Below are 25652 nucleotides of genomic sequence, written 5' to 3'. Positions count from 1 at the left end.
GCCGGAAGGGCGGGCGGGGCCGGTGTCCCTCCTGCGGGTCATCGAGCACGCCGGCCGCCTGCTGGCCCTGTGTGAGGCCAACTTCCCCTTCGAGCTCACGCCCGAACTGGACACCGTCGGCGCCCACGACTTCGACGGCAAGCTCCGCAGCGCGATGACCGCCCATCCGAAGACCGACCCGGTCACCGGGGAGCTGCACTTCTTCGGCTCCTCGCCCTTCCCGCCGTTCCTGACGTACTACGTCGCGGATGCCGACGGACGGATCACGCACAGCGCCGAGGTGCCGGGGGCCACCGCCTCCCTCAAGCACGACTTCGCCATCACCCGCCACCACGTCGTCTTCATCGAGGGAACGGTCACCTTCGACCCGGCCGAGCACTCCGGCATCCCCTACGGCTGGAACGACGCGCGGCCCGCCCGGATCGGCGTCATGCCGCGCGGCCCGCAGGGCGCCGGGAAGATCCGCTGGTTCCCCATCGAGCCCGGCAACCTGCTGCACACCGCCAACGCCTACGAGGACGCCCAGGGCCGCATCGTGCTGGAAGGCCCGGCCGTCGACCGCGAGGGCTTCCAACTCTCCTGGAACTGGTGGGTCGGCGCCCCCGAACGCGGCAGCGAACCGGGCAGCCGTTCCCGCAACCGCCGCTGGGTGATCGACCTGACGGCGGGATCGGTGAGCGAGCGGGAGATCGACGACCTCACCGTGGAGTTCCCCACCATCAACGAGGACCTGCTGGGCTTTGAGCACCGCTACCAGTACGCCATCTCCTTCCCCGACGAGAAGGGCTTCGGCGGCTACGGCATCGTCAAGTACGACCGCGTCACCGGCACCCGCCACATCCACCAGGTCGGCGACGCACGGCTGCCCAGCGAAGCCGTCTTCGTCCCCGCCGCCGGAGCGAGCCGCGAGGACGACGGCTACCTCCTCACCGTGACCTCCGACCTCAAGCAGGACTCCTCCCAGCTCCTCGTCCTCGACGCCTCCGACCTACCGGATCGCCGCCGTCCAACTGCCCCGCCGTGTCACCGCCGGCATCCACGGCTCCTGGATCCCCGACACCGCCCTCGACCGGAACTGAACGGCCCGGCTACCTTCGTCCTCAAGGAGAGTGTGTTTTGAGGCGGTTGCTGTTCCCCGGTGACGCCGAGTTCCGGGACGAGGCGCTCCGGTCGTTCGGCCACATCGCCTACGGTGGCGCGGACTTCGGTGAAGTGGTCTCGACCAGCCAGCGGATCGTCGAAGGCGACTACGACAGCTGGCACGATGAGTGGTTGGCCACGGCCGACCGGGTGTCAGGCGAGGCCGCGCGGGACTTGGCGGCAGGCCACCCGGTGAGTGCCCGGGACGGGTTCCTGCGGGCCTCGAACTACTACCGATCGGCGGAGTTCTTCCTGCACGGCGATCCCCGCGACCCCCGGCACGACCACGCCTACGACCGTAGCGTGGAGTGCTTCCAAGCCGCGGCGGCGCTGTTCACCCCCCGCGTGGAACCGGTCCGGATCCCCTACGAGGGCACCACACTGCCCGGTTACCTGTACCGCGCCGACACCTCCGGCACCCCGCGACCGACCGTGGTCATGCACAACGGATTCGACGGTACAGCCGAGGAGATGCACTTCTTCGGGGCCCTGGCCGGCGTCGAGCGCGGTTACACCGTGTTGGTCTTCGACGGCCCGGGCCAGCCCGGACCACGTCACCGCGAAGGCCTCGTCTTCCGCCCGGACTGGGAGAACGTCGTAGGCCCCGTACTGGACTTCGCGCTGAAGCTGCCCGAAGTCGACGGGCAGCGCATCGCACTGCTCGGCAACAGCATGGGCGGCCTACTCGCCCCTCGGGCGGCGGCGTTCGAGCACCGTCTGGCCGCGGTGGTCGCCCTCGACGGCGTCTATGACCTCGGCCCCGCGGTCACCAGGAGCATCCCCGGTGAGCGGACGGAGGTGGAACGACGGCTGCGCGCAGAGGCCGATCCGCAACTCGACGCCCTTCTGGACCACATGATGGCCACCGACCCGGTCATGCGCTGGGCGGTCAACCACGGCATGTACGTCATGGGCGCCCCGACCCCCCGCGCGTTCGGCGCCGCCTACCTCGCCTACCACCTCCGCGACGGCATCGCCGCACGGATCGAATGTCCCGCCCTGGTCTGCGAGGCCGCCGGGGACCTGTTCTTCGCCGGACAGGCCCGGCAGCTCTACGACGAGCTGACCTGCCCCAAGACCCTGCTCGAGTTCACCGCGGACGAAGGCGCCGACGCGCACTGCCAAGCCGGCGCCCAGAAACTCGCACTCGCCCGCATCTACAACTGGCTCGACGACACCCTCCGACACCGCGAGGGCGCGTCCGCGCCGGCGTAGACGCATCACGCGGTGCCACCGCCACCGCCGTGCCGCCGGCTTGCGGCGCCGCGGCGGCAGGGAATGTGACGCACGACACCGGAACTCCCTCCCGGGTGCCGGACAGTCCACAGGAGTGACCACAGATATGCGAACCCGGGTACGGGCCGGGGATCCGAATGTCTTCGCGGAGCTGTTCGACCTCTACGCCCGAACCGTCTACAACCACGCCTTCCGCCTGACCGCCGACTGGTCGGTCGCGGAGGACGTCATGTCGGCGACGTTCATGGAGGCATGGCGGCTGCGAGGCAAGGTGGCCCCCGAAGGAGGTTCGCTGCGGCCTTGGCTGCTGGGTATCGCCACCAATCTCGCCCGCAACCACTGCCGCAGCAACCGGCGTTACCGTGCCGCCGCCGCGGCGCTCGCCGCGGCGGGACCGTCGATTGCCCAAGTGCCGGACCACGCCGAGGAAGTGGCCGGCCAGGTGGACGACCGACGCCGGATCGCCGCCGCGCTCACCGCCATGAGCTCGCTGCGCCGCACCGAGCGCGAGGTCCTGGTCCTGTGCCTGTGGGAGGGCCTCGAGTACGCCGACGCCGCCGAGGCCCTCGGCATCCCGCTCGGTACCGTCCGCTCCCGGCTCTCCCGCGCCCGTACGAAGCTGCGCAAGCTCGCCGATGCGGAACTCGTGGCGGACAGACGGGAACCCGCCCGCCGCTCCCGACAGATACATGGCGACCGCGCGACCGCGGTCCGGTCCGCACAGGAAGGAATCCGATGAACGCCAGCCCCTCCCAGCCGCACCCGGCTGACTGGCAGGAGACCCAAGGGCTCCTGCCGGCCGTGGAGTGGGATCTGCCGGCGGGCCGCCACCAGTTCCACAAGGAGCACCTGATGGCCCGGATCCACCACGACCTCGACAACTCCGCCTCCAGCCCCGCCCCGACCCGCACCGCCAAGCCGCGCAACCGGTTCCTGCGCCGCGGGATCGTCCTGCCGGTGGCGGCGTGCGCCCTGGCGGGCGCGGTCGCCACCGGGGTCCTGCTGTCCGGCAGCTCGGGCGGCGGCGCCACTTTGGCCGCCGGCCCCGCGCTGACCACCCGGATCGGCACCGCCGATGCGCACGGAGTCACCCAGCTCCTGGACCAGATCTCCCTGGCCGCCCAGGAGGCCCCCGTCCCGCAGCCGAGTGCCGGCCAGTTCATCTACATCGAGGCGAAGACCGCCAATACCTACGTGCGGACGGACGGGGGCAAGAGCTCGGTGGTCAGCGCTCCGCTGCACACCCGCCAGATGTGGCAGTCGCTCGACGGCCACAAGGGCTGGCTGATCGATCCGGGCAACATCGACGGCACGTCCCTGGACTCGAAGGTCGAGCCGTACCTCAACGCGCCGTCGTACAACTATCTGGCCACCCTGCCCACCGACCCCGACACCCTGCTGAAGAAGATCTACACGGAGACCAAGGGCCACGGGCCCGGCCCGGACGCGGAGGCGTTCACCACGATCGGCGACCTGCTCATCCAGAGCTACCCGCCCGGGAACCTCTCGGCCGCGCTCTACAAGGCCGCCGCCAAGATCCCCGGTGTGGTCAAGGTCGACGACGCGGTCGACGCCGTGGGCCGTCACGGCGTCGCGGTGGCCCTGCTGAACGAGACCAGCGGCCAGCGCACCGAGTGGATCTTCGACAACAAGTCGTTCACCTTCCTCGGCGAGCGCACCGTCCAGGTCCAGGGCGCCTCCGGCGAGCACGGCCTGATCAAGCCCGGCACGGTCGTCAGCACCGAAGCCGTCACGCAGCGCGCGATCGTCAGCGCCATGAAGCAGACCCCCTCCCACACCACCTGAACGATCCAGGCGGCAAGGAGCACTTGACCCGGGAGCCGCAGGTTTACCACTGTCGTTCCGACTTCGGACCGAGGTCCTTAAAGGAGCAGCTCGAAGGCCGTATCCGTTCTGACGGATGCGGCCTTCCGCCGTTCTCGGGGGTCCCTCACCCGTGGCGACGCCTCGGCCGGTCGCGTGCTGCTGTAGCCGGCCGAGGCGTCGCCACCCGGTGCGGGCCCGGGTGCCGGGGTGGTCAGACCTCCCGGGGCGCCGTGGTGACGGTCAAGGTGAAGACCGGCGCGCCGTCCTGGGTGGCGCCGACCTCCACCTGGCACCGGCCCGGACCGGCGGACGGGCCGGGCTCGGCCGTCACCAGGCAGGGCCGGTCGAACTCGACGTACCGCAGGAACGTGGTGTCGAACGCGACCGCCACCACGGGGTGGTCGACCACGGCCTGGGCCGCCTGGGCCGCGGCCTCCAGCAGCACCATGCCCGGAACGTGGTCGTGCGGGTGGTCGAACAGGACCCGGTGGCCGACGTCCAGGCGCAGCCGCCACCGGTGCGCGGAGTCGGTCGGCGTGAGGACGACGTCCCCTTCGCTGCCGCGACCCACCCGGGGGGCGGGGACGGGCGGACCGGGCGGCAGGGCCCGGGCGAACGCCTCCCGGGCGTCCGCGTAGCGGCCGCGCAGCCGGTCGTACACGGCGGGCGGGTGGGTGCTGTAGTGCACCTCGGCCTCGCCGAGCTGCAGCCCGGCACGGGTGGCCTCGACGTGCGAGACGAACTGGGCGGAGCCGAGCCGCCGGTGCCGCACGAGCGAGTGCCGGACCAGCAGGTCGACCTCGGACGGACCGTCGGCCACCCGGAGTGCCGCGGGGTTCACGGCGATCCGGATGCGTTCCATCCCGAGGCGGTGGCCCAGCGGGACGTGGTGCACGCCGCTGGTCAGCAGGGCCAGCGCCTGTCGCGCGGTCTCGGTGAACAGCAGTGGGCTGTAGCGTCCGTCCTCGGCGTAGAAGGCGTGTGCGTGCGGCCATCGCGCGGTGACCCGCTGCGCGCCGTCCGGCAGCTGCCGCCAGCCGGTGACCAGGGCCTCGGCCGGGACGGACTTGCGGACCAGGGACGGTACGTCGGAAGGCGGCGGATCGACGGTGGTTCTTTGGTGGGTGATGGTCGGACTCGTTGCCATGGCGAATCTCCCCCCAGGAAGGTGAGCAGGCGGAGGCACCCGGCTGGCGCCCGGCCTGCTGTCGTGAATAAAATAAAGAGCTTTTTTCTTTTCGTATAGATGAGCGAAGGTGAACGATGGCGCAACGGGTCGTCAAGCAGGAGCGGGCCGAGCGGACGCGTGCTGCGCTGATCCGGGCTGCGGCGGAGGTGTTCGGCGAACTGGGCTTCCAGGGCGCCAGCGTGGTGAAGATCGCCGACCGGGCGGGTGTGACGCTGGGGGCCATGTACTTCCACTTCCGGAACAAGGACGACCTGGCGCGCGAGATCGTCTCCGCACAGCCGGAGCTCGTGGTTCCGCCGCAGCCCTCGCAGGGCCTGCAGCGCGTGGTGGACGTGACCCTCACCTGGGCGTACCAGCTCCGCGACGATCCGATGCTGCGGGCGGGGGCGCGGCTGGTGTGGGAGCAGGACCAGTTCCTCCCGCCGGAGGAGAACTCCCACCAGCAGTGGACCCGGATCATCGTCGACGAGCTCCGTACGGCCAAGAGCCGGCGGGAGCTGCGGGCCGGGACGGATGCCGACGCGCTCGCCCGGGTGTTGGTCAACTCCTGTACCGGTGCCCAGATGCACTCCGCCATCGAAACCGGTCACCGGGACCTGCCGCAGCGGATCGAGGAGATCTGGCGCTGCCTGCTGCCGGGCATCGCCACGCCGAGCGCGACCAAGCGGATCGAGCTGGGCGAGGCTCGTGTGAAGGTGTGAAGGTATTGTGAACTCGTTGGCGCGATGGAAAGATCCCCGTGCTTCGCCCATATGGCGGAGCGTCAGTGACTGGGCTGGTCGAGAGGGGAATCCGATGAGACGCCGCCTGGGGTTACTGCACGACAAGACGGTCATGATCACTGGAGCTTCGAGCGGGATCGGCGCGGCGGCCGCCCGGCTGTTCGCCGACGAGGGGGCGGCGGTGGTGCTGATGGCCCGCCGCGAGGAGTACCTGCGCAAACTCGCCGACGAGATACGGGCCGAGGGCGGCCGGGCCGTGGTGGCGGCGGGGGACGTCACCGCACCGGCGGACGTCGAGCGGGCCGTCGACACCGTCGTGGCGGCCTACGGCCGGCTGGACGCGGCGTTCAACAACGCCGGCTGGGGCGCGATCGGGGCCGAGCTGCACGCGACGGACCACGCCGTCTTCGACCGGATCATGGACGTCAACGTCCGCGGCGTGTGGAACTGCCTGAAGCACCAGCTGCCGGTGATGCTGCGGCAGGGCTCCGGCGGTGCCATCGTGAACACCTCAAGCACCGCGGGGCTGTTCGCCACCGGGGCGGTCTCCCCGTACGTCGCGGCGAAGCACGCCGTCCTCGGTCTGACCCGGGCCGCCGCGTCCGAGTACGGGCAGCGGGGCATCAGGATCAACGCGCTGATGGTCGGGGCGACCCGTACCGAACTGCTGGAGGAGGCCATGCTCCAGCTGCCGCAGCTGGAGCAGGCCGCGGCGGCCCGGGCGATCCAGCGGCGCCTCGCGGAGCCCAGTGAGGTGGCGCGCGCCGCGGCCTGGCTGCTCAGCGATCAGGCCTCGTTCGTCACCGGTGGCGCCGTCCCGGTCGACGGCGGCTGCACTGCGATCTGACGCGAACAGGGGGTTGTGAACGTGACGTGACGTAGCGTCAGGAATGGCTTTCCGTCGCGAGCCCACGCAGGGCGATCTCCCAGATCCGGGCGAGCGTCCCGGCGGTCCGGTCATCCAGTGCGGCAGGCCGGCCGGCCTGCCGCCGGGCCCGGTCTTCTGCTCCGAGGAGCAGGTAGTCGGCCAGGGTGGCGAGGACGGTCCGGTCCGCCGCCGGGCCCGACCGGCCCGCACCCGTGCGCCCCAGGTGTTCCTGGATCACCGGCGCCCAGGTGGCGGACCAGTCGGGCCCCACCCCGGGCTGCTCCCTGGCCAGCCGGGCCGCGGCGCGCACGGCGACGTCCTGCTCCAGCAGTTCGGCGAGGGCCACGGTCAGCGAGACCACCGACCGCACCGGGTCCTCCCAGCGCTCCGCCACCCGGCCCACCACGGCGAGGGTGGCGGCCTGGCCCTCCGCCCGAACCTCGGCCGCGAGGTCCTGCTTGCTCCGGAAGTGGAAGGTCAGCGCCCCCATGGAGATCCCGGCGGACCTGGTGATGTCGGCCAGGGACGATCCCGCGTACCCGTTGCGGTCGAACTCCCGCGCGGCGGCGCAGATCAAGTCCTGGCGCGTCCGGGCGGCCCTCTCCTGCATCACATGATCCTCCCCTGTCGGCGGGCGATGGCGCCGTGATCTGTTGTCCATCCGACGTTAGCTCGCATGACCGCTGACGACAAAAATAAAAGTTACTATTATTTAGGTGGGACGATACGTGGCATACGAGGGGGAGCGATGACTCAACTCGACCAAGCCGCCGGAGCGTTGGCGGTCCGGGTCCTTGTCGTGGAGGATGACGCGACCGAGGCCGAGACCCGGGTGCGCGACCTACGTCGGCAGGGCTACTCCGCCCGGAGCGTCGACACCGGCGCGGAGGCGCTGATGGCCCACCAGCAGTCGGACCTGGTCCTGCTCGACCTGGACCTGCCGGACATCGACGGCCTGGAGGTCTGCCGGCAGATCCGCGAGGCCGGGGACAAGCCGATCATCTCGGTGACCGCGCGCGACACCGAACTGGACCGGATCCTCGCGCTACAGGCCGGCGCGGACGACTGCGTCGTCACCTCCTGCAGCCCGCGGGAGATGACCGCCCGGATCAGGGCCCTGCTGCGCCGGGCCTACCCGCGGTCGGACCCGGCCCGCACCGTCGTCCTCGATCCGCTGCGGATCGACAACCGCACCCGGGAGGTCCGCCTGCGCGGCGAGCCGGTGAGCCTCACCGCGAAGGAGTTCGAGCTGCTGCACGTCCTGGCGGCGAGCCCGGAGAGCGTGCTGTCCCGGAAGGAGCTGATGGCCCGGGTGTGGGACACCGACTGGTCGGACTCGAGTCGGACCATCGACACGCACGTGAGCGGGCTCCGGGCGAAGCTCGGCAGCACCTGGATCATCACGGTGCGCGGGGTGGGCTACCGCATCGGCCACGGGTGACCGGCCCCGCCCCGTCGCGAGGCGGGGACGCGGCCGGAACGCGACGCGGCCCCTGATGGCCAGCGGTTTCGGTCACCGCTGTGCACCAGGGGCCGTTCCTCGTACGGGCGCCGGGCCGCGCCCGGTCTCCGGGCGCCGGCCGGCCGTGGGTCAGAGCGCTCCCGGACGCTTGGCCGGGAAGGCGTGCGCGCGGGCGCCGACCACGACCAGGAGCACCGGCGCCAGCAGTGCCAGGACGAACCAGGGGAAGGACGTCGGGCCGAGGGCGTCGAGGATGATGCCGCCGGCCGCGCCGCCGCCGGCCATGAAGGAGTTCCAGGTGGTCACCAGCAGGGCCTGGCCGCGGTCGCCGCCCGCGTCGGTCACCGCGGTCTGCAGCAGGGTCGCGACGCCGCCCCAGCCGAGCCCCCACAGCACCATCGCGAGGTAGACCACGGCGGCGTTGTCGGCGAGCAGTCCGAGTAGGACGGCGGCCACGATGAACAGGGCGGTGCTGGCGATGGTCAGCGTCCGCAGTCGGCGGTCGACCAGGGCACCGGTGATCCAGATGCTCACCATCGAGGCGATGCCGAAGATCAGCAGCACCAGGTCACGCGAGCCGCCCATGCGGTACTTGTCGAGGAAGGTCGCGATGTAGGTGTACAGGATGTTGTGCGCCAGGACGTACGCGGCGACCACGAACAGCACCGCCACCACACCGGGCAGGCGCAGCCCGCCCAGGATCGGCTCCCGCTTGTCCGCCCGCTGGCCGGGGTAGTCCGGGACGGATGCCATGATCCAGACCACCAGGGCGACGGAGACGGCGGTCACCAGGCCGAAGGTCAGCCGCCAGCCGAAGACCTTGCCGAGGAACGTGCCGATCGGGATGCCCAGGGAGAGTGCGAGCGGGATGCCGGCCATGGTGATCGCGATCGCCCGGCCCTGGAGCTGTGGTGGTGCCAGGCGGCGCGCGTACCCGACCAGTTCGGCCCACACCACGGCCGCGGCCACGCCGGCGACCAGCCGGAAGGCCATGGTCAGCGTGTACGCGGACGAGACTGCGGTGACCGTGTTGGCGATGGCGAACGCCACCACCGCGACCACCAGGAGCTTGCGGCGGCGCCATGCCGCCGTGGCCATGGCCACCGGGATCGCCGAGAGTCCGGTGGCGATCGCGTAGATGGTCAGCGACTGCCCGGCCGCGGACTCGCTGACCGAGAGGTCGCGGGCCATCTCCGGGAGCACGCCCGCGGGCAGCGCCTCGGTCAGGATGCCCATGAAGGCGGCGGTGGCGAGTGCCAGCAGCGGCGACCAGGGCAGCCTGCCGCCCTCCGGTGCGGCGGGAGCCTCAACGAGTGTCTCTGTCTGAGAAGTTGACATGCTGTTATCCTCGAACCCTCACATAGGTGTGAATGTCAAGCGGTTGGACATGAGGTGGGTCACATGCGGATCGGGGAGCTGTCCGAGTGCACCGGAACCCCGCGCAGGCTGCTGCGCTACTACGAGGAGCAGGGGCTGCTCGTGGCCGACCGCTCCCCGAACGGCTATCGCGACTACGACGAGCGCTGCGTCGACCGGGTGCTGCAGATCAGGGGGCTGCTCGAATCGGGCCTGTCGACCCGGATCATCAAGCAGATCCTGCCGTGCCTCGGCGGCCGTCTGATCCACGTGACCGGCGCCAGCGACGAGACGATCGCCACCCTGGAGCGCGAGCGGGACCGGATGCGGCAGCGCATCGAGTGTCTGACCCGCAGTCAGGAGGCCATCTCCGGTTACCTCGACGCCGTGCTCCGGCACCGGCGGCCTGCCGCCGGGCGGGCGGCCGGTACCATCGCGGAGCCGTCCTACGACCTGGCCGCGACGGCCTGACCGTACCGGACGGGGTTCGCCAGGACGACGCCGTGGCTGGTCACGTCGATGACCAGCCGGTCGCCGTCCTCGATCCGGAACCCGTCGTGGTAGCTGGCCTTGTCGGCGCCCAGCAGCAGGTAGTTCACCAGCCCGGGCCGGCGCAGCAGCGGGTACGAGAACAGGTGCTCCGCCATGTCCGGCACCCGGTGGTACAGGGAGTCGGCGCCGCAGGAGAAGTCCCCCGACCAGGCGGCGGCCCCGTCACGCTGGACGGTGACCCGGCCGGTCACCGTCCGGGGCGGCTTGTCGAGGAACAGCCACGGGGTGAGGGAGGTCTCGCAGAGCTTGGCGTACGGCGTCCAGGCCCACTTGTTCCGCAGGTGCAGGCCGATGTCGTTCAGGTCGTTGCCGAAGGTGTAGCCGGCGTAGTGCGGGTTTCCGTCCTCGTCGTTGACGTAGACCAGCGCGACCTCCGGCTCCTCCAGCAGCCAGACCGGAGCGGCGGGGGTGACCAGCGGTTCGTCCGGCATCCGCAGCCAGGAGCCGAAGCCCTTGAGGTAGTAGTTGGGCGGGGTGAACTCCTCGTCCGGCGCCGGATCGCGGTCGAACTTGGAGCGGTGCGTGCCCATGAAGCCGTTGACCAGGGAGTTGTTGGTCGCGGTGGGCAGCAGCGGGGGGAGGTAGCGCAGTTCGGGGTCGTCCGCGTGCACCGAGACGGTCTCGGCCCCGCCGCCCGCCTCCCCGGTCACGGCCGCGGCGACGGCCTGCGTCCCGCCGGCGATGACGGCGGCCCTCAGCTGCCCCTCGGCCACCCGGTAGAGGGTGTGCGGTTCACCGGGGGCGGGGAGGCCGAGGCCCGCGTACCGCAGGCCCTTGTACTCGCACTCGAAGACGATGGTCATGAGAGGGCTCCTAGGGAGGAGGGGGACTGGTCGGACACCAGGTGGGCCAGGGTTCTCGTGATGTGGTCCAGACAGGCTCCGATCCAGGGGAGTCGGAGGGGGTCCGGGGCGGACAGGGCTTCGGAGCGCTCGGCGTCGGTCTCGCCGTAGAGCCGGCTGGTCGCGGCTCTGATCCGTAGCGAGCGTTCGTCCTCGCCGAAGGCACTGCCCGGCAGCAGGCCGACTCCGTGGCGCTCCGCCAGCAGTTCGGCCAACTCGCGGCCGTTGCCCACCTGGTGGACCCGGGCGAGCCGGTCCCGGAGCGGTTCGAAGTCGGGGTAGAGGTAGCAGGTGGCCCGGACCGGCGCGAGTGTGGCGCCGGCGGCGGTGAACCGCCGGGCCACCGCGCGGGCCACCACCTCGTGCAGCCGCTTGGCGGCAGCGACGTAGGCGACCACCTCGGGCGGCTCCTCGAAGGCGTAGGCCGCTGCGGCCTGCACCGGGGCCGCCACGCTGGACCAGATCTGGCTGGCCGCGCCGACCAGCCGGGCCCAGAGCCCGAGCCCGAGCGGGCTGTCCGGGAGCCGGGCGACACCCGTGCGCCAGCCGCCGAGCGCCAGGTTCTTGGTCAGGCCGGTGGTGACGACCGTCCGCTCGGGCGCGAAGACGGCGGGGGAGAAGGCCCGGTCGGCCGGGTCGAAGACCAGGTCGCAGTAGATCTCGTCGGAGACGACGACCAGGTCCAGCTCCCGTGCCGCGCGCGCCAGTTCCCGGACGGTGGCGGGGGTGGCGACGGTGCCGGTGGGGTTGTCGGGCAGGGTGACCACCACGCACCGCGGGTTCAGGCCCGCGGACCGGGCGCGCCCCACCGCCGCCCGCAGCAGCGCCGGATCGGGTACCCCGCCCTCCCCGGGCCGGCCGGGTACCGGGATGACCCGGGCCCCGGCCAGCCGGGCCTGCGCCGGGTAGCTGACCCAGCTCGGCACCGGCACCACCACGTCGCCGCCGATGGCGAGCACCAGGGCGAACAGCAGCGGCTTGCTGCCCGGGCCGCAGACCACCAGCTCGGGGTCGGTGTCCAGGCCCCGCCGCCGCCAGTAGCCGGCGGCCGCGGAGCGCAGCTCCGGGCTGCCGGCGACGGGGCCGTAGGCGTTGCGGTCCGCCGCCGCGGCCAGCCTCTCCCGCAGGACCGGCAGGACCGGGAGGCCGACCTCACCGCTGGCCAGGGACAGGACCTGCTCCCCGGCGAGGCGCCGGCGGGCCAGTGCGTCGTCGGCGGCGAGGGTCGCCGACATGGTCACCGGTGCGGGGTCGGACATGGTGCTCCTCCAGGGGGTACGGGCTGAGCGGAAGCGGCGCGGTCGGGGCGGCGGACGGCGGCGGCGGGTCGGGTCAGGCTCCGGCGTAGCGCTCCCGGAGCTCGACCTTGCGGACCTTGCCGGTCAGGGTCTTGGGCAGGGCGTCGACCACTTCCAGCCGCTCCGGGAGGAACCGGGGGGCCTGGCCGTGGTCGAGCAGGTGGGCGCGGATGTCCGCCAGCGTGGGCCGGGCCCCGCCGCGGGGGACGACGACCGCCAGGATCGGGTCGTCCACCTGCCCGGTGGGGCCGACCAGGGCGGCCTCGGTGACCGCCGGGTGCCGGGAGATGATCGCCTCCAGTTCGGCCATCGGGACGACCGCCCCGTCGCGCAGGATGGTGTCCCTGGCGCGACCCAGGATGCGGATGCCGTTGCGGCCGTCCTCCCGGGCCACGTCCCCGGTGTCGAACCAGCCGTCCTCGGTGAGCTCGGCGTCGAAGGCGTCCTGCTGCTTGTAGTAGCCGAGCGCCTGGGACGCGCCGCGCACCCGCAGCCGGCCCACCGGGGCCCGCTTGCTGGGGTCGTGGCACAGGTCGATGCGGATCTCCATGGAGTCGATCGGCCGGCCGTGGCTGTGTGCCGCCCAGTCCTGGTTGTAGTCCAGCCGGCTGATGGTGACGGGACCGAACTCGGACATGCCCCACACCGAGTACGTGCGGGCGTCGAAGGTGTCGCGCAGCTCGTCCACCAGCTCCTGGAGCACCGGCGCCGCACCGGTGATGGTGTGGCGCAGGCTGGACACGTCGTGCGGATCGCGCTGCTGGGCGGAGGCGACGCCGGACAGGGTCGGCGGCGGCCCGTACAGCACGGTGGCGCCGTACCGCTCGACCAGGTCCAGCAGGCCGACGTGGTCCGGACCGTCCTGGAAGGCGATCGTCCCGCCGAGCATCACCCCGGCGAGGATGCCCTGGCCGAAGCCGGAGTAGTGCACCAGGGGAGTGGTGACCGCGACCACCAGGTCGTCGCAGAGCAGAAAGGTGTCCACGTAGCCGCGCACGCCCGAGTGCACGGTGTTCTGGCTGTGCACCACGCCCTTGGAGAATCCGGTCGTGCCGGACGTGAACAGCACCACGAACGGCTCGTCGGGCCGGAGCTGGCGGCCCTCCAGGTCGCCCATGCGCTCCTTCTCCCAGTGCGCGGAGACGAAGTGGTCGTGGAAGTCGATCGCGTCTTCGGGAGCGTGACCGTCGACCACCACCACGTGCTCCAGCGGAAGTCCGCCCCGCAGCGCGTTCACCGTCCCGGCGAGCGGGTAGCCCTCCCACTCCGGCACGGTGATGCACACCCGGGCCCCGGTGAGCGAGAGCCGGTGGCGCAGCTCCTCCTCCTGGCAGACCGGCGCGATGGGGCAGATGACCGCGCCGACCGCCATGCAGGCGAACATCAGCGGCACCATCTCCCACCGGTTGGGCAGCTGTACGGCGACCACGTCGCCCCGTTCGACGCCCAGTTCCAGCAGGGCCCCGGCGAACCGGTCGGCCAGCCGGGACAGTTCGGCGTAGTCGAGGGTGTCGGTGCGGGCCTCGTCCAGGCGCCGTCCGGCGATGGCCAGCTTGCGCGGCCGCAGCCGGGCCTGCCGGCGCAGGTCGTCGAGGAAGGTCTCGTCGCGCCACCAGCCGCGCCGCCGGTACTCGGCCAGGCGGTCCGCGGCCGAGGTGGTGGCCGCCTTGGCGGCCGGGCTCACCGGAGCTCCTGCCGTCGGGCCGCGAGCAGCTCGGGCAGCGGGTCGCCCGCGCGGGAGGCGGCGATCTCCAGCAGGTCCCGGGTGTTGCGGCGGACCTTGTCGGCGACCCAGTCGAAGACCCACGCCTTTCGCGCGTGCGCCGGCAGTTCGAACGGGACGACCCGGGTGACGGCCAGGGCCGCCGAGCCGGCGCCGCCGATGTTCGCGATGACGCCCGGGACCAGGGTGACGCCCGCGGCGGCCGCCTTCTCCTTCGCCTCGGCGCTGGAGGCGAGGTTGGCGCCCTCGACCACCAGGCCGGCGCGCAGCCGGTGGGTGTTCTCGGCGTTGAGCGCGTACTTCTGGGCGGCGAGGACCAGCAGGTCGGCATCGACGTCGAGCCAGGCGTCCGGCGCGGTGTCCACGGTGACGTGCTGCGGTAGCCGGGAGTGGTCGATGTGGCCGAACTCGTCGGTGATGGCGGCCAGGTCGGCGACCGGCAGCCGGTCCGCGCGGACGGTGCCCTGCACGTCGGCGACGCCGACGACGATGTGCCCGCGCTCCTCCAGGAACCGCGCGACCGCGCGGCCCACCGCGCCGAAGCCCTGGATGACGACCCGGGCGGGCTCGGTGCGGCCGCCCGCCTCCAGCGCGGTGAGCGCGGCGACGCCGACGCCGTGGCCGGTGCAGTCGATCAGCGGCTCGTAGTACGTCCGCCAGTCGACGGGCATGTCCGGCGCGCCCAGCCGGTAGCGCGGGTCGTAGCCGGCCTCCTCGAAGAACACCGCGCGGTCGGCGGGGGTGACGCCCATGTCGATGCCCAGGTGGATGCCGCCGTGCAGCAGCGGCTTGACGGTGCGGCCGAAGGTGCGGAAGGTCTGCTCGCGGTCGCTGCCGTCGGAGACGATGCCGGCCTTGGCACCGCCGATGCGCAGGCCGGCCAGGGTGAACTTCTCGGTCATGTCGCGGGCGAGGCCGGCCACCTCCTCCTCGGTGACGCCCGGGGTCATCCGGGTGCCGCCCATCGCCAGCCCGTCGACGAGGCTGTCGACGACCACCCATCCCTTGACGCTGCCGCCGCTGCCGCCCAGGTGGACGGTGAACGCGGGCTGCTGCGGTCCTTCCAGATCGGTCATGTTCAAGTCCTCCAGTGCGTGAGGTGGTTGGTGCTGCGGGGCGCGGTCACCGGTAGAGCTCGGCGAAGCCGCGCAGGATCTCCAGGCCGTCGCGGCGGAACTCCAGGTGGGCCTGCGAGCCGAGGATCCGGCCGTCCTCGGAGCGCAGGAACTCCACCGGCGCGTGCTCGGAGCGCCCGATCGAGCGGAAGCCCTCCGGAGCCTCCTGCAGGTAGAGGGTGTGGCGGTGGAAGACCGTCACGGTGGGCTTCACGTACGCGAAGAGCGGCTCCTCGGTGTCGACCCGCACATCGAATCCGCCGACCCGCTGCGGCCCCTCGGCCAGCCGGCCGCCGGCCGAGACAGCGAGGATCTGCATGCCGCCGCAGATGCCGAACACCGGGACGTCGGCGCCCATGACCAGGTCGACCAGTGGCCGGTAGAAGTCGTGGTCCCAGGCCCGGACCTTGGTGCCGCTCAGGACGATCGCCTGGTGGCGGCCGTCGAGCCGGGCGGGTACCGACGCCGCGTCGGCCACGTCCGTATCCGAGCCCAACTCCTCGAATCGGGAGCGGAGTTGTTTCAGGGATAGGGTTCCGTTGTTGACGACGAGCACACGGGATCGCGCCATGTGCGTACTCCTCACGTTCGCGTGATGACGGTGCCGGTACGGGCGGCGAGCAGCTCGGTGACCGGCGCGCTGCCGATCACGACCTGCCCGACACCCCGGTCCAGGGCCTCGCCCGCGGCCCGCAGCTTCTTGCGCATGCCGCCCTTGGCGCCCCGGTCGCGGAACTCGGCCGCGGCCTCGGCGGTGATCCGGTGCACCGGCTCGCCGTCGATCAGCAGATGCGTGACATCGGTGACCAGCACCAGATCGGCGGCTCCGGTGGCCCCGGCGACGGCGGCGGCGGCCCGGTCGGCGTCGGTGTTCACCTCCTGCCCGGCGGCGTTGCGGGCCAGCGGCGTGACCAGGTGGCACCTGCCGGGCCGCAGGTCCGCCAGCGGGCCCGGGTCCACCCCGGTGATCGGCCCGACCAGGTTCTCCCGCTCGACCAGCTGCTTGTCCTGCCACCACCAGCGCTCGCCTTCACCCGCGCTGACCAGGCCGTCGCTGCCGACCAGGCGCTCGGTGCCGATGCCCCGCGCTTCGAGCAGGCCGATGACCTGCTCGGCCAGTTCGGCGCTGACCCGCTTGATGTCGGCGATCACCTGCGGGGTGGTCCACCGGCTCTGGTTGCCGTAGCGGTCCCGCAGGATCGCCGACGGTTCGGAGTACTCCGGCCGCAGCTCCCTGAGCGGCTTGGACCAGCCGTGCACGAGGACGAGCGGATGGTCGCGCCCGTGCTCGGCCAGGTCGTCCCACCACGCCTCGGACATGGCGTGCAGGGTGGAGCCGCCCAGCTTGACCACCGTGGGTGCCGCGGCGCTCATGCCGGCATCACCGGCTGCATCGTCAGCCCCGTCTCCTCCGGCAGCGAGAACCGCTTGTTGATCGCCTGCACGGCCTGGCCGGCGGCGCCCTTGACCAGGTTGTCCAGGGCGGCCAGCACGACGATCCGCCCGCCCTCCGGGTCGTGCAGGACGGTCACGTCGCAGTAGTTGGAGCCCAGCACCGCCTGCGGGTCGGGCACCGGGATGAGCGTCTCGTCGTGCCGGCGGACCCGCACGAAGTGGTGCCCCTTGTAGAAGCGCAGGTAGGCGCGCTGCAGGGTGCGGGTGTCCACCTCGTCGTCGGTGAACACGTAGGAGCTGGCCATCAGCCCCCGCACGTGCGACACCCCGTACGCCGACATGCTCAGCGAGCCGATCCGCCCGGGCTTGCCCCGGTCCAGGAAGTCGCGCACCTCCGCCGCGTGGCGGTGCCCCACCGGCGCGTACGGCGCGATCGCTCCGTTGCGCAGCGGATGCAGGTCCGCCGTGCGCAGCTGCAGGCCGCCGCCGCTGGAGCCGCTCTTGCCGTCCACCACCACGGTCCTCAGGTCGAGGCCGAGGGAGAGCACCAGCGGGGCGAGCCCCAGGGTGATCGCGGTGGCGTAGCAGCCGGGCAGGGAGATCAGCGCGGCGCCGACGAGCTGGTCGCCGACGAGCTCCGGCACGCCGTAGACGAACCGGTCGGCCAGCCCGTCCGGGCGCGGCACACCCGGGTACCAGCGGTCGTGGAGCTCGGGGGTGCGGATCCGGAAGGCGCCGCTCAGGTCGATGACGCACGGGACGCGGTCGGCCAGCCGTACCGCGAGCTCGGCCGAGACGGGCGCCGGCGTCGCCAGCAGGACGACGTCGCAGCGGTCCGACAGGTCCTCGGGGACCGGCTCGACCACCAGGCCGAGGTCCAGCCGCAGGCCCGGGTGGAGCTCGGCCGGGCGCCGCCCGGCGCTGGACGCGCCGCCCAGGAAGGTCAGCTCCAGCTCGGGGTGCTGGGTCACCAGTCTGATCAGTTCGCCGCCGGCGAGCCCGGAGGCGCCGACCACTCCGACGCGGATCATCCGACGACCTCCCTCAGGTAGCGGGCGACGGCCGTGGCGACGTCCGCCCCGGTCGCCGAGGCCACCGCCTTGAAGGCCGGCGCGTGGTTGACCTCGTTGACGAGGTAGCCGTCGGGCGTGTTGAACAGGTCGATGCCGTAGATGCCCTCGCCGAGTTCGTCCACCACACTGTCGACGATCTTCAGCACCTCGGGGTCGTGCTCCATGGCGCGGTGGCGGTTGCCCAGGGCCGCGTTGCTGCGCCAGTCGGTCCCGGCGCTCTCGAACTCGGCGGCCGCGACCAGCTCCCGGCCGGCGACGAAGCAGCGGATCGAGGAGCCGCCGCTCAGGTAGGGCTCGATCAGGCAGGCCTGCTCGAAGCCGTGCCCGAGGTCCTCGACGTAGTCGTAGACGGACGGGGCCGTGTCGGCGGTGCGCAGCAGCGCCACCCGCTTGCCCATGCCGCCGAAGACGGGCTTCAGCACCACGGGCATCGACAGCTCGGCGAGCGCCTTGTCGAAGTCCTTCCGGGACAGGACGAGCCGGAAGTCGGGCACCGGCACACCCGCGCTGCGCAGCACCGCGCGCAGGGACAGCTTGTTCTCGCAGACGCGGATGGCCGAGGCCGAGTTCAAGGTGGGTATCCGCGCCGCCTCCGCGAGGGTGGCGACCAGGCCGCCCCGGGTGTAGCTGCGGCTGCGGACGAGGACGGCGTCGTAGCCGTTGAGCGGCGCCTGCTCGGGGTGGCCGAGGCAGAGCGACTCGTCGTTGACCCAGTCGATGCGCAGCCCCAGGCCCGGGGCGACGTCGATCAGCCGGCGCTCCTCCCAGCCGATCCGGTCCGCGATGATGGCGATGGTCCGGTCCATGGGATCACTGGCCCCAGTCGCGGAGCTGGACCTCGACCATCTGGAGCGAGAGCTCTCCGCCTCGGACGTCGTCCACCCGGAGCGTCAGCATGCACTCGGGGCAGGAGAGGGTCTCGCCCTGCACCATGGGCGGGGTGGTCAGATCGGTCTCGCACTCGGGGCAGGAACCGGTGAGCGTGTCGGTGGGCACGGGTGTCCTCCAGGGTTTCCGGTTGGGGTGTCGGCGGGTTGACGTGCGGGCGGTTCGGGGGGCGGCGGTCGTTCGGGCGGCCAGGTCTGCGGGGGCACCGGATCAGCGGGACTGGAAGTCGACGGCGGCCTTGCGGACGGCGTCCCGGTCGAGCAGGCGTCCGCCGCTCTCCTGGCGCGCGGTCAGCCAGTCGGTGAAGGCGTCGACGTCGACCTCGATGCCCGAATCGTCGAGGGCCCAGCCGACGAGGGCGGGCGTCAGGCGGGTACGCACGCGCAACTCCCGGCTGTTCCCGACGACTTCGGCGGGCAGGGTCTCGTAGGCCTCCGGGTGGCTGAGCTGGCCGGGCAGCTCGTAGGCGAAGGCGTGCGGGGTGGTGGGGCCGGACTGGAAGGCATCGCCGAGCTGCGCCCCGTGCAGGGCGAGCCGGCTCAGCTCGGTGAGGTGGGTCAGGTCGAAGCGGGTGTCGCCGTAGACGACGCGCAGCGAGGTGAGCAGTTCGGCCAGCGGGGCGTTGCCGCCGCGCTCGCCGATGCCGCCGACCGTGGCGGAGATCCAGGCCGCGCCGGCCCGGTAGGCGGCCAGCGAGTTGGCTACCGCCATGCCCAGCATGTTGTGCGAGTGGATCTCGATCTCGGACCCGTCGATCGCGGTGAGGTTCCCGATCACCTCCTCCATCTGCCAGGGCGACAGACAGGCGACGGTCTCCGCGAGCCGGAAGCGGTCGGCGCCGGCCGCGAAGCCCGCCGTGACGTAGGGGACGAGCCGCCTCTTCGGGGTGCGGGCGCCGTCCTCGCCGCTGAACGTGACGTGGAAGCCGTGGTCCTTGGCCAGGCCGATGGCGGTACGGGCCAGCGCGTTGAGGTACTTGAGACTCGGCGAGCCGAGTTTGAGCTTCGCGTGCTGCTCGGACGTCGGGATCGAGAACATGACGTACCGGACGCCCAGCCGCTTGGCCTCGTCCAGGGCCTTCGCGACCTGGTGGCGGTCACGGACCATGACCAGGGACATGCTGCGCTCCGGGCCGATCGCCTCGTGGGTGGCGGTGATCAGGTCGGCGTCCTTGGACGAGGGGCCGGAGATCATCCCCACCTCGACCAGTTCCACCCCGGTGCGCACCAACAGCTTCGCGATGCGGGCGGCGTCCCTGGGGCCGAACTCCACGCCGGCCATGTGCGCGGAGTCCCGCAGGGTCGCGTCGGACAGGCGGGGCAGTGGCTGGGGCAGGGCGCTCTGGTGCTCTGTTACTGACATGGCGTTCCCTCCGTTTCCCGGAGTCGGGTTCCTTTTTCCCGCTGAGAAACATGCTGGGTGATTCACCGGCGGAGGTGCAATGAATTCTTCGTCAGGGCTTTGTCAGGGACTGTCAGGGACCGTTGTGTCTCGGTAATGACCTGTGCCTGAAAGGTAGTTGACTGTGCTGCACGGGCCATGGACTGTTGCGCGCGGACAATTTTCGGGCCAGTCGGTCGGCAATCAGCGCAGAGCTCGCTACGGTGTTCGAGAATTCCTGGGAATCGAGCCCCGGAAAAAGGAGAGAAGGGGATCTGAATGGTTTTTCCGAATTCTCCGACCGACCACGGCCCGGACGGCTTCGAGCCGGCCTGGGCCGAGCGTGCCCGCAGCCTCGCGGAGCGGGTGGTGCGGCCCACCGCGGCCGGCCGCGACCGCGCCGGCCGTTGGGACCACGCACTCTTCGCCGAGCTGGCCGCCGACCGCCCCGGGCCCGGCCTCGCCGGGCCGCTGGTACCGCGCGCGCTCGGCGGCACAGGCCTGTCCGCCGCCCAGACCTGCGCCCTCCTGGAAGGGCTGGGCGAGGGAGCCCGCGATCCCGGGTTCGCCCTCGCGGTCGGCGCGCACTCGGTGCTCGCCACCGTGCCGATCCGGGCGTTCGGCAGCGCCGGGCAGCGCGAGCGCTACTTGCCCCGGATGGCCTCGGGCGAGTGGCTGGGCTCGGTGTCGCTGCACCAGACCCGGGGCGCCGCCGCCGACCCCGCCGTGGCGGCCCGGCCCGCCGGTGACGGAAGCGGCGGCTGGGTGCTCGGCGGCGACCTCGACCTGGTCGTCGGTGCCCCGGTGGCCCACCACTTCCTGGTCGTCGCCGGGCACCACGGTGGCCGGACGGCGTTCCTGGTGGACGCCACCACGCCCGGCCTGCGGATCGCCGAGGCCGGCCCGGAGGCGATGCCCACCTGCAGCTGGGGCCGCCTCGCCCTGGACGACTGCGCGCTCCCGCAGGAGGCCGTGCTGGGCACGGTCGGCGGCGCCCCGGACGAGGTGGAGCCGCTGCTGGCGGCGCTGGACTGGGTCTTCACCAGTGCGCCCTGGCTCGGTCTGCTGCGCGCCCTGACCCGGGACGCCCTCGACGGCGCCCGGGACCGCCGGCTCTTCGGCCGGCCGCTGACCCACTCCCAGTCCGCGCGCTTCGCCCTGGCGGACCTGGCCACCCAGTGCGAGCTGGCCGCCGGGCTGCTGTACCGGGCGGCGGCCCAGTTCGACGCCGGGCGTCCCTCGCTCGCCGACGCGGCCGCCGTCCGGCTCTTCGTGGCGTCCGCCGCCCGCGCGGTCACCGAGGGAGCGGCGCGCCTGGCCGGGCCGCCGTCCGCCACCGGCGACCGGCTCATCGAACGGACGCACCGCGACGCGCTGTTCTTCGCCGAGACCGGCGGCGTCGACGTGCTGCACCCGGTGATCGCGGCATCCGTGCTGGAACTCGGCTGAGTGTGAAGGGGAGACCGACATGAACGGACGTCACACGACCGTCACCGCGTTCGACTTCTCCGGTATCGCGGTGCGAGCCGCCGAGACCGACGCGACGGCCCGAATACCGAGCCAGAACTGGAAGGACCTGGTCGACAGCGGCTACCTGCGGCTGTTCTCACCGCGGGAGATCGGCGGCCTCGGAGCGGATCCGCTCACCCAGACCGCGGCCATGGAGGCCCTCGCCCGGGCCTGCCCCGGCACCTACTGGTCGGCGACCGTGTCCGCGCTGCTGTGCGTCAAGCTGATCTCCGCCTACGCCGATCCCCGGACGCACGATCGGCTGATCCGGCCGCTGCTCTCCGGCGAGCGGCTGGCCTGCTTCGCCGTGGCCGAGACGACCGCGGGCAGCGACTCCGGCACCATCCGCACCACGGTGCGTGCCGCCGGCCCGGGCGGTGGGTTCGTCATCCGCGGCGAGAAGTCCAGGATCACCAACGCGCCCAACGCCGATCTGGCCGTGGTGCTCGCCCGCCGGGAGCGACTCGCCGGGGACGACGGCCCCGCCTGGTGCCTCGCCTTCGTGGACCTCCACCAGCCGGGCGTCAGCCGCTACGAGATCCCGCGCATGGGGCTGCGCGGCATGCCCTGGGGCGGCCTCGTCCTCGACGACGCCCACATCGCGCCCACCGACCTGGTGCCGGTGCCGATCGAGGAGCTCGCCGAGACGATGGCGTGGGGGTGGCTGAAGAACTCCTTCGCCGCGATCGGCGTCGCGGAGTCGGCCCTGGCCGCCGCCACGCGGCACGCCCTGGAGCGGGTCTCGTTCGGCCGTCCGCTGGCGCACATGGAGGGGGTACAGGCCCAACTCGCCCAGTCCCGTGCGCAGATCGACGCCACCAGGCTGCTGGCCCGCCGGGCGGCGTGCGAGCGCGCCGCCGGCCGGTCCGCGCGGGACCTGATCGCGATGCTCAAGATCTACGCCACCGAGATGGCCGTAGAGGTCGCCGCCCGGGCCGTGCAGATCCACGGCGCGACCGGCGTGACCCACGGTCACGAGGTCGAACGGCTCTACCGGGACGCCCAGATGAACGTCATCGGCGGGTTCACGTCCAACCGGCTGCGCGAGCAGGCCGCCGAGGGGCTCGGCCTGGGGCCGGCGGTCTTCCGCGCCTTCGACTGGGTGGCACCCGCCGGTCTGGGCCACGACCCGGCGGGCCTCGACGGCTTCCCCCGCCCGGCTGCGGCCGCCTGAGAACGCGCTCGGCCGGCCGCACGCTGCTCGTGGCAGCGCTCGGCCGGCCGAGGCGCGTTCGGTGACGCCGGGAGCGCGGCGTCCGTCGACCGGGGGCTAGCGCGGCTCGTGGCCGGTTGCGCCCGGGGAGAGCGTGTTCAAGGCTTCCTTCACCCGGTCGACGTCCAGCCAGCCGTTGAACATCGGCCCCCACCAGCGCGGATGAGGCTATCGGCAGGAGCAATGCCGAACGCCCCCGGCGCGGTGACCACCGCACCGGGGCGCACGGCCGGCGCGGCTCGGATCAGCCGATCCCCTCGCCCTCTCCGCCGTTGGCCAGGTTGCCCTTCGGCAGCAGCGCGAACACCACCACCGCACTGACGAAGCTGAGCACCGCGCCCACGACCATCGCCAGGTGCATACCGCCGGTGAACGCAGACCCGGCCGACCGCACCAGATCGCTGGCCCGATCGGTACCGAGCCCGCCGGCGACGGCCTTGACCGCCCCCACCGAGTCGCGCACCTTGTCCGCCGACTCGCCCGGCAGCCCACTCAGATGCGAGGACAACCGGTCCGAGTAGACCGACGCGAGCACACTGCCGAGGATGGCGATCCCCAGTGCACCGGAGCTCTGCCGCACCCAGTGACTCGCGCCGCTCGCCACTCCGGCCAGCTCCTTCGGCACCGCGCTCAGACTCGCCGCGATCGCCTGTCCCACGTTCAGCCCGGCCCCGAACCCGGTGAACCCGAGGCTCACCCCGATGATCGTGTACGAGGACGAGGCATCTGCCGTGACCAGTGCGAGCATGCCCACCCCGACCAGCACCAACCCGATCGCGATCACCGCCCGGCTGCCGATCCGCGCGGCCAGCGGCCCGGCCAGCACGCTCGACGCCGTGAACAGCACGGCCAGAGGCACCAGCCCGAGCCCGGCGTTCAGCGGCTGGTAGCCCAGCACACCCTGCAGGTACTGGGTCAGCACGAACATGATGCCGCTGAACACGAAGAAGCTCAGCGACGTCGCCAGCGACCCCACCACGAACACCCGCAGCCGCAGCAGCCGCAGGTCCAGCACCGGGGCCTTCGCCTTCCGCTGCGACAGCACGAACACCGCGAGCAGCAGCACACCCGCCACGCCCGCGCCCACCGTCGGCACCGCCGTCCAACCCCGGTGCGGCCCCTCGATCGCGGAGAACAGCAGCCCGCCCGTTCCGACGGTGGACAGCAGCACGCCAGGCAGGTCCAGGCCCCCAGGCGCCGTCTCCGGCGCCCGGTGCTTGATCAGCAACTGCGCGGCCACCGACGAGACCACCACCAGCGGGATGTTGATCAGGAAGACCGAACCCCACCAGAAATGGTTCAGCAGGTACCCGCCCAGCACCGGTCCGAGCGGAAGACCCAGCACCGTCATCGCGCTCAGCACGCCGATCGCCTTGCCCAGTTCGCCCTTGGGGAAGCTGACCGTCACCAGCGCCAGGGACGCCGGCAGAATGCCTGCCCCGCCCACACCGAGCATCGCCCGCCAGGCCACCAGCTGCGCCGTGCTGGTCGCCGTCATGCACAGCACGGACGACACGCCGAACAGGGCCAGGCACGCGATCAGCAGTCTCTTGTGCCCGAACTGGTCACCCAGCCGACCACCGATCAGCATCAACGCCGCGAACGTCAGGATGTACGAGTCGTTGACCCAGGCGAGATCGCTCGCGGACGCCGACAGGTCGACCGCCAGGGATGGCAATGCGATGTTGACGACGGTCGCGTCCACCTCGACGATGGTCACGACCAGGCACAGTACGGCCAGCACCAGCCAGCGCCGGGGCGAGAAGCCCGCGGCGTCGTCGTTCCCTGTCGGTGCTGGGTCGCTCTGGTCCCTCGTGGAGTCCACCAGGGAGTTCGGATTGGACACCGGATTCTCTCTTTCAAGCTGGTGTGCGGTGTGAACGGACGGCCGCGGTACCGGGTGGTCGACCCGGCACCGCGGCGGGAATCACCGCTACGAGCTCCGGCCGGTGGGCCTACTCGGAGCGGGAATCCAGGGCGGCGGAGATGACGCGTCCGATCTCGGCGGCCGGGCCGGGCTGCATCATCTCGCCGTGGCTGCAGGCGACATCGACCTTGTAGACCACGCCGTCGACGTACCGGTCCCAGCTGTCCCGGCTCGGCGAGGCCTCGGTACGCCCCGTCGTGGCCGTGAACAGCAGCGCGTTCCCCTTGAACGTGCCGGGCCTGAACTGGCGCAGCAGATCGACGTTGTGGACCCAGGTGTCGACCAGGTTGCGCACCTGGTCGAGCCGCAGGAACTGGACCGCCTCGACCTGGCTGTGCATGATCTCGGCGAACCGGTCCCGGTCGAGGGACGGCAGGTCCGCCTCCTCGACCCGCAAGCCGAAGTCGTCCAACAGCAGTGCCAGCGCCTCGTTCTCGGTCACCTCCACGGTGCCGAAGGCGTATTCCTCACCCGGGTAGGTGTCGAGGATCGCGACGAACTCGACCTCCTCGCCCTGCTGTTGGAGTTCCACGGCGACCGTGTGCGTCACCAGCCCGCCGAAGGACCAGCCGAGCACGTGGTACGGGCCGGTCGGCTGGACGCTTCGCATCTGCTCGATGTAGTCCCGGGCCATGTCCTCGACACTCGCCGGCCGCAGCCCCGGGGTACCGAGGCTGCGTGCCTGGATGGCGTACAGCGGACGGTCCTTGCCGATGTTGCTGAGCAGCGCCGAGTAGGGCCAGCCGAAGCCCAGCCCCGGATGGATGCAGAACAGTGGTGACTTGTCCCCGGTGGGCCGTAGCGGCAACAGCACGTCGAACGGGTCCTTGGTCCCGCCGCTCTGGGTGAGGTGGGCGAGTTGGGTGGTGGTGGGGTTGTCGAAGAGGTCGCGGATGGTGAGGTTGGTGTTGAGGGTGGTGTTGATGCGGGTGATGAG

The 25652-nt window shown here is 71.9% G+C and carries 25 protein-coding genes; 10 read left to right on the top strand and 15 right to left on the bottom strand.

The annotated features are described in order from the left end of the window. Window positions 1-22: 22 nt before the first annotated feature. From ABD369_RS34270 to ABD369_RS34255, 4 genes are all read left to right on the top strand, one after another. On the top strand, window positions 23-1120 hold the full coding sequence (locus ABD369_RS34270; protein ID WP_344640535.1) for a carotenoid oxygenase family protein: 1098 nt from the start codon (window positions 23-25) through the stop codon (window positions 1118-1120). Further along, the gene (locus tag ABD369_RS34265; RefSeq protein ID WP_344640534.1) at window positions 1117-2355 is read left to right on the top strand and encodes an alpha/beta hydrolase family protein; all 1239 of its coding nucleotides are present in this window, start codon (window positions 1117-1119) and stop codon (window positions 2353-2355) included. Before ABD369_RS34270 ends, ABD369_RS34265 begins: the two co-directional genes overlap by 4 nt. 127 nt (window positions 2356-2482) lie before the next feature. Continuing rightward, on the top strand, window positions 2483-3115 hold the full coding sequence (locus tag ABD369_RS34260) for an RNA polymerase sigma factor (RefSeq protein WP_425557836.1): 633 nt from the start codon (window positions 2483-2485) through the stop codon (window positions 3113-3115). Beyond that, a complete protein-coding gene (locus tag ABD369_RS34255) occupies window positions 3112-4182 on the top strand; it encodes a CU044_5270 family protein (protein ID WP_344640532.1) in 1071 nt (356 codons plus the stop codon). Before ABD369_RS34260 ends, ABD369_RS34255 begins: the two co-directional genes overlap by 4 nt. A gap of 232 nt (window positions 4183-4414) precedes the next feature. Here ABD369_RS34255 and ABD369_RS34250 read toward each other — a convergent pair whose 3' ends face one another. After that, window positions 4415-5350 carry a ScbA/BarX family gamma-butyrolactone biosynthesis protein gene (locus tag ABD369_RS34250; RefSeq protein ID WP_344640531.1) on the bottom strand — a complete coding sequence of 312 codons (936 nt, stop codon included), beginning with the start codon at window positions 5348-5350 and terminating at the stop codon, window positions 4415-4417. A 116-nt stretch (window positions 5351-5466) separates the two neighbouring features. Between ABD369_RS34250 and ABD369_RS34245 the strand changes: the two genes are divergently transcribed. Together ABD369_RS34245 and ABD369_RS34240 are read left to right on the top strand one after the other, a co-directional pair. After that, the gene (locus tag ABD369_RS34245; RefSeq protein WP_344640530.1) at window positions 5467-6093 is read left to right on the top strand and encodes a ScbR family autoregulator-binding transcription factor; all 627 of its coding nucleotides are present in this window, start codon (window positions 5467-5469) and stop codon (window positions 6091-6093) included. Between the two features lie 94 nt (window positions 6094-6187). Next, window positions 6188-6961, top strand: a complete 774-nt coding sequence (locus tag ABD369_RS34240) for an SDR family NAD(P)-dependent oxidoreductase (protein WP_344640529.1) — start codon at window positions 6188-6190, stop codon at window positions 6959-6961. A gap of 37 nt (window positions 6962-6998) precedes the next feature. On the opposite strand, the gene ABD369_RS34235 is transcribed toward ABD369_RS34240, so the two are convergent. Beyond that, window positions 6999-7592: a TetR family transcriptional regulator gene (locus ABD369_RS34235; protein WP_344640528.1), complete on the bottom strand. Its 594-nt coding sequence runs from the start codon at window positions 7590-7592 to the stop codon at window positions 6999-7001. A 138-nt stretch (window positions 7593-7730) separates the two neighbouring features. On the opposite strand from ABD369_RS34235, the gene ABD369_RS34230 reads away from it, so the two are divergent. Further along, window positions 7731-8423 carry a response regulator transcription factor gene (locus ABD369_RS34230; RefSeq protein WP_344640527.1) on the top strand — a complete coding sequence of 231 codons (693 nt, stop codon included), beginning with the start codon at window positions 7731-7733 and terminating at the stop codon, window positions 8421-8423. Window positions 8424-8573: 150 nt separating this feature from the next. Here ABD369_RS34230 and ABD369_RS34225 read toward each other — a convergent pair whose 3' ends face one another. Next, on the bottom strand, window positions 8574-9782 hold the full coding sequence (locus ABD369_RS34225) for an MFS transporter (protein WP_344640526.1): 1209 nt from the start codon (window positions 9780-9782) through the stop codon (window positions 8574-8576). 63 nt (window positions 9783-9845) lie between these two features. Here ABD369_RS34225 and ABD369_RS34220 point away from each other — a divergent pair, with 63 nt between their 5' ends. After that, window positions 9846-10271: a MerR family transcriptional regulator gene (locus ABD369_RS34220; RefSeq protein ID WP_344640525.1), complete on the top strand. Its 426-nt coding sequence runs from the start codon at window positions 9846-9848 to the stop codon at window positions 10269-10271. Here the strand turns inward: ABD369_RS34220 and ABD369_RS34215 are convergent. The 10 genes from ABD369_RS34215 to ABD369_RS34170 form a co-directional block, all read right to left on the bottom strand. Beyond that, window positions 10247-11155, bottom strand: coding sequence for a fumarylacetoacetate (FAA) hydrolase (locus ABD369_RS34215; protein ID WP_344640524.1), 909 nt, complete (start codon window positions 11153-11155; stop codon window positions 10247-10249). The genes ABD369_RS34220 and ABD369_RS34215 overlap by 25 nt on opposite strands. Further along, window positions 11152-12453 (bottom strand): pyridoxal phosphate-dependent aminotransferase, encoded by a 1302-nt coding sequence (locus tag ABD369_RS34210; protein ID WP_344640523.1) that lies wholly within the window; start codon window positions 12451-12453, stop codon window positions 11152-11154. Before ABD369_RS34210 ends, ABD369_RS34215 begins: the two co-directional genes overlap by 4 nt. A 73-nt stretch (window positions 12454-12526) precedes the next feature. Beyond that, window positions 12527-14176 carry an AMP-binding protein gene (locus ABD369_RS34205; RefSeq protein ID WP_344640522.1) on the bottom strand — a complete coding sequence of 550 codons (1650 nt, stop codon included), beginning with the start codon at window positions 14174-14176 and terminating at the stop codon, window positions 12527-12529. Next, window positions 14173-15291, bottom strand: a complete 1119-nt coding sequence (locus ABD369_RS34200) for a Glu/Leu/Phe/Val dehydrogenase dimerization domain-containing protein (RefSeq protein ID WP_344640521.1) — start codon at window positions 15289-15291, stop codon at window positions 14173-14175. The genes ABD369_RS34205 and ABD369_RS34200 overlap by 4 nt, the downstream gene beginning before the upstream one ends. A 46-nt stretch (window positions 15292-15337) precedes the next feature. Next, window positions 15338-15901 (bottom strand): type 1 glutamine amidotransferase, encoded by a 564-nt coding sequence (locus ABD369_RS34195; RefSeq protein WP_344640520.1) that lies wholly within the window; start codon window positions 15899-15901, stop codon window positions 15338-15340. Window positions 15902-15912: 11 nt separating this feature from the next. Continuing rightward, the gene (locus ABD369_RS34190; protein ID WP_344640519.1) at window positions 15913-16704 is read right to left on the bottom strand and encodes an amino acid kinase family protein; all 792 of its coding nucleotides are present in this window, start codon (window positions 16702-16704) and stop codon (window positions 15913-15915) included. Beyond that, window positions 16701-17756 carry an N-acetyl-gamma-glutamyl-phosphate reductase gene (gene argC / locus ABD369_RS34185; RefSeq protein ID WP_344640518.1) on the bottom strand — a complete coding sequence of 352 codons (1056 nt, stop codon included), beginning with the start codon at window positions 17754-17756 and terminating at the stop codon, window positions 16701-16703. The genes ABD369_RS34190 and argC overlap by 4 nt, the downstream gene beginning before the upstream one ends. Beyond that, window positions 17753-18604 (bottom strand): ATP-grasp domain-containing protein, encoded by an 852-nt coding sequence (locus ABD369_RS34180; protein ID WP_344640517.1) that lies wholly within the window; start codon window positions 18602-18604, stop codon window positions 17753-17755. Before ABD369_RS34180 ends, argC begins: the two co-directional genes overlap by 4 nt. A 4-nt stretch (window positions 18605-18608) precedes the next feature. After that, window positions 18609-18794, bottom strand: a complete 186-nt coding sequence (locus tag ABD369_RS34175; protein WP_344640516.1) for a lysine biosynthesis protein LysW — start codon at window positions 18792-18794, stop codon at window positions 18609-18611. Window positions 18795-18896: 102 nt separating this feature from the next. Continuing rightward, on the bottom strand, window positions 18897-20048 hold the full coding sequence (locus ABD369_RS34170; protein WP_344640515.1) for an isopropylmalate synthase: 1152 nt from the start codon (window positions 20046-20048) through the stop codon (window positions 18897-18899). Window positions 20049-20345: 297 nt separating this feature from the next. Between ABD369_RS34170 and ABD369_RS34165 the strand changes: the two genes are divergently transcribed. Further along, on the top strand, window positions 20346-21515 hold the full coding sequence (locus ABD369_RS34165) for an acyl-CoA dehydrogenase family protein (protein ID WP_344640514.1): 1170 nt from the start codon (window positions 20346-20348) through the stop codon (window positions 21513-21515). Window positions 21516-21534: 19 nt separating this feature from the next. Beyond that, window positions 21535-22749, top strand: a complete 1215-nt coding sequence (locus tag ABD369_RS34160; protein ID WP_344640513.1) for an acyl-CoA dehydrogenase family protein — start codon at window positions 21535-21537, stop codon at window positions 22747-22749. Between the two features lie 283 nt (window positions 22750-23032). Here the strand turns inward: ABD369_RS34160 and ABD369_RS34155 are convergent, their stop codons facing one another. Continuing rightward, on the bottom strand, window positions 23033-24634 hold the full coding sequence (locus ABD369_RS34155; RefSeq protein ID WP_344640512.1) for an MFS transporter: 1602 nt from the start codon (window positions 24632-24634) through the stop codon (window positions 23033-23035). A gap of 109 nt (window positions 24635-24743) precedes the next feature. Beyond that, a partial coding sequence (locus tag ABD369_RS34150; protein WP_344640511.1) for a thioesterase domain-containing protein occupies window positions 24744-25652 on the bottom strand: 909 nt, incomplete at its 5' end.

Origin of the sequence: Kitasatospora cystarginea, from assembly GCF_039533515.1 — a bacterium.
Lineage (GTDB): Bacteria > Actinomycetota > Actinomycetes > Streptomycetales > Streptomycetaceae > Kitasatospora > Kitasatospora cystarginea.
The sequence above is the reverse complement of the archived record's forward strand: the minus strand, read 5'-3'. Positions and strand labels throughout refer to the sequence as shown.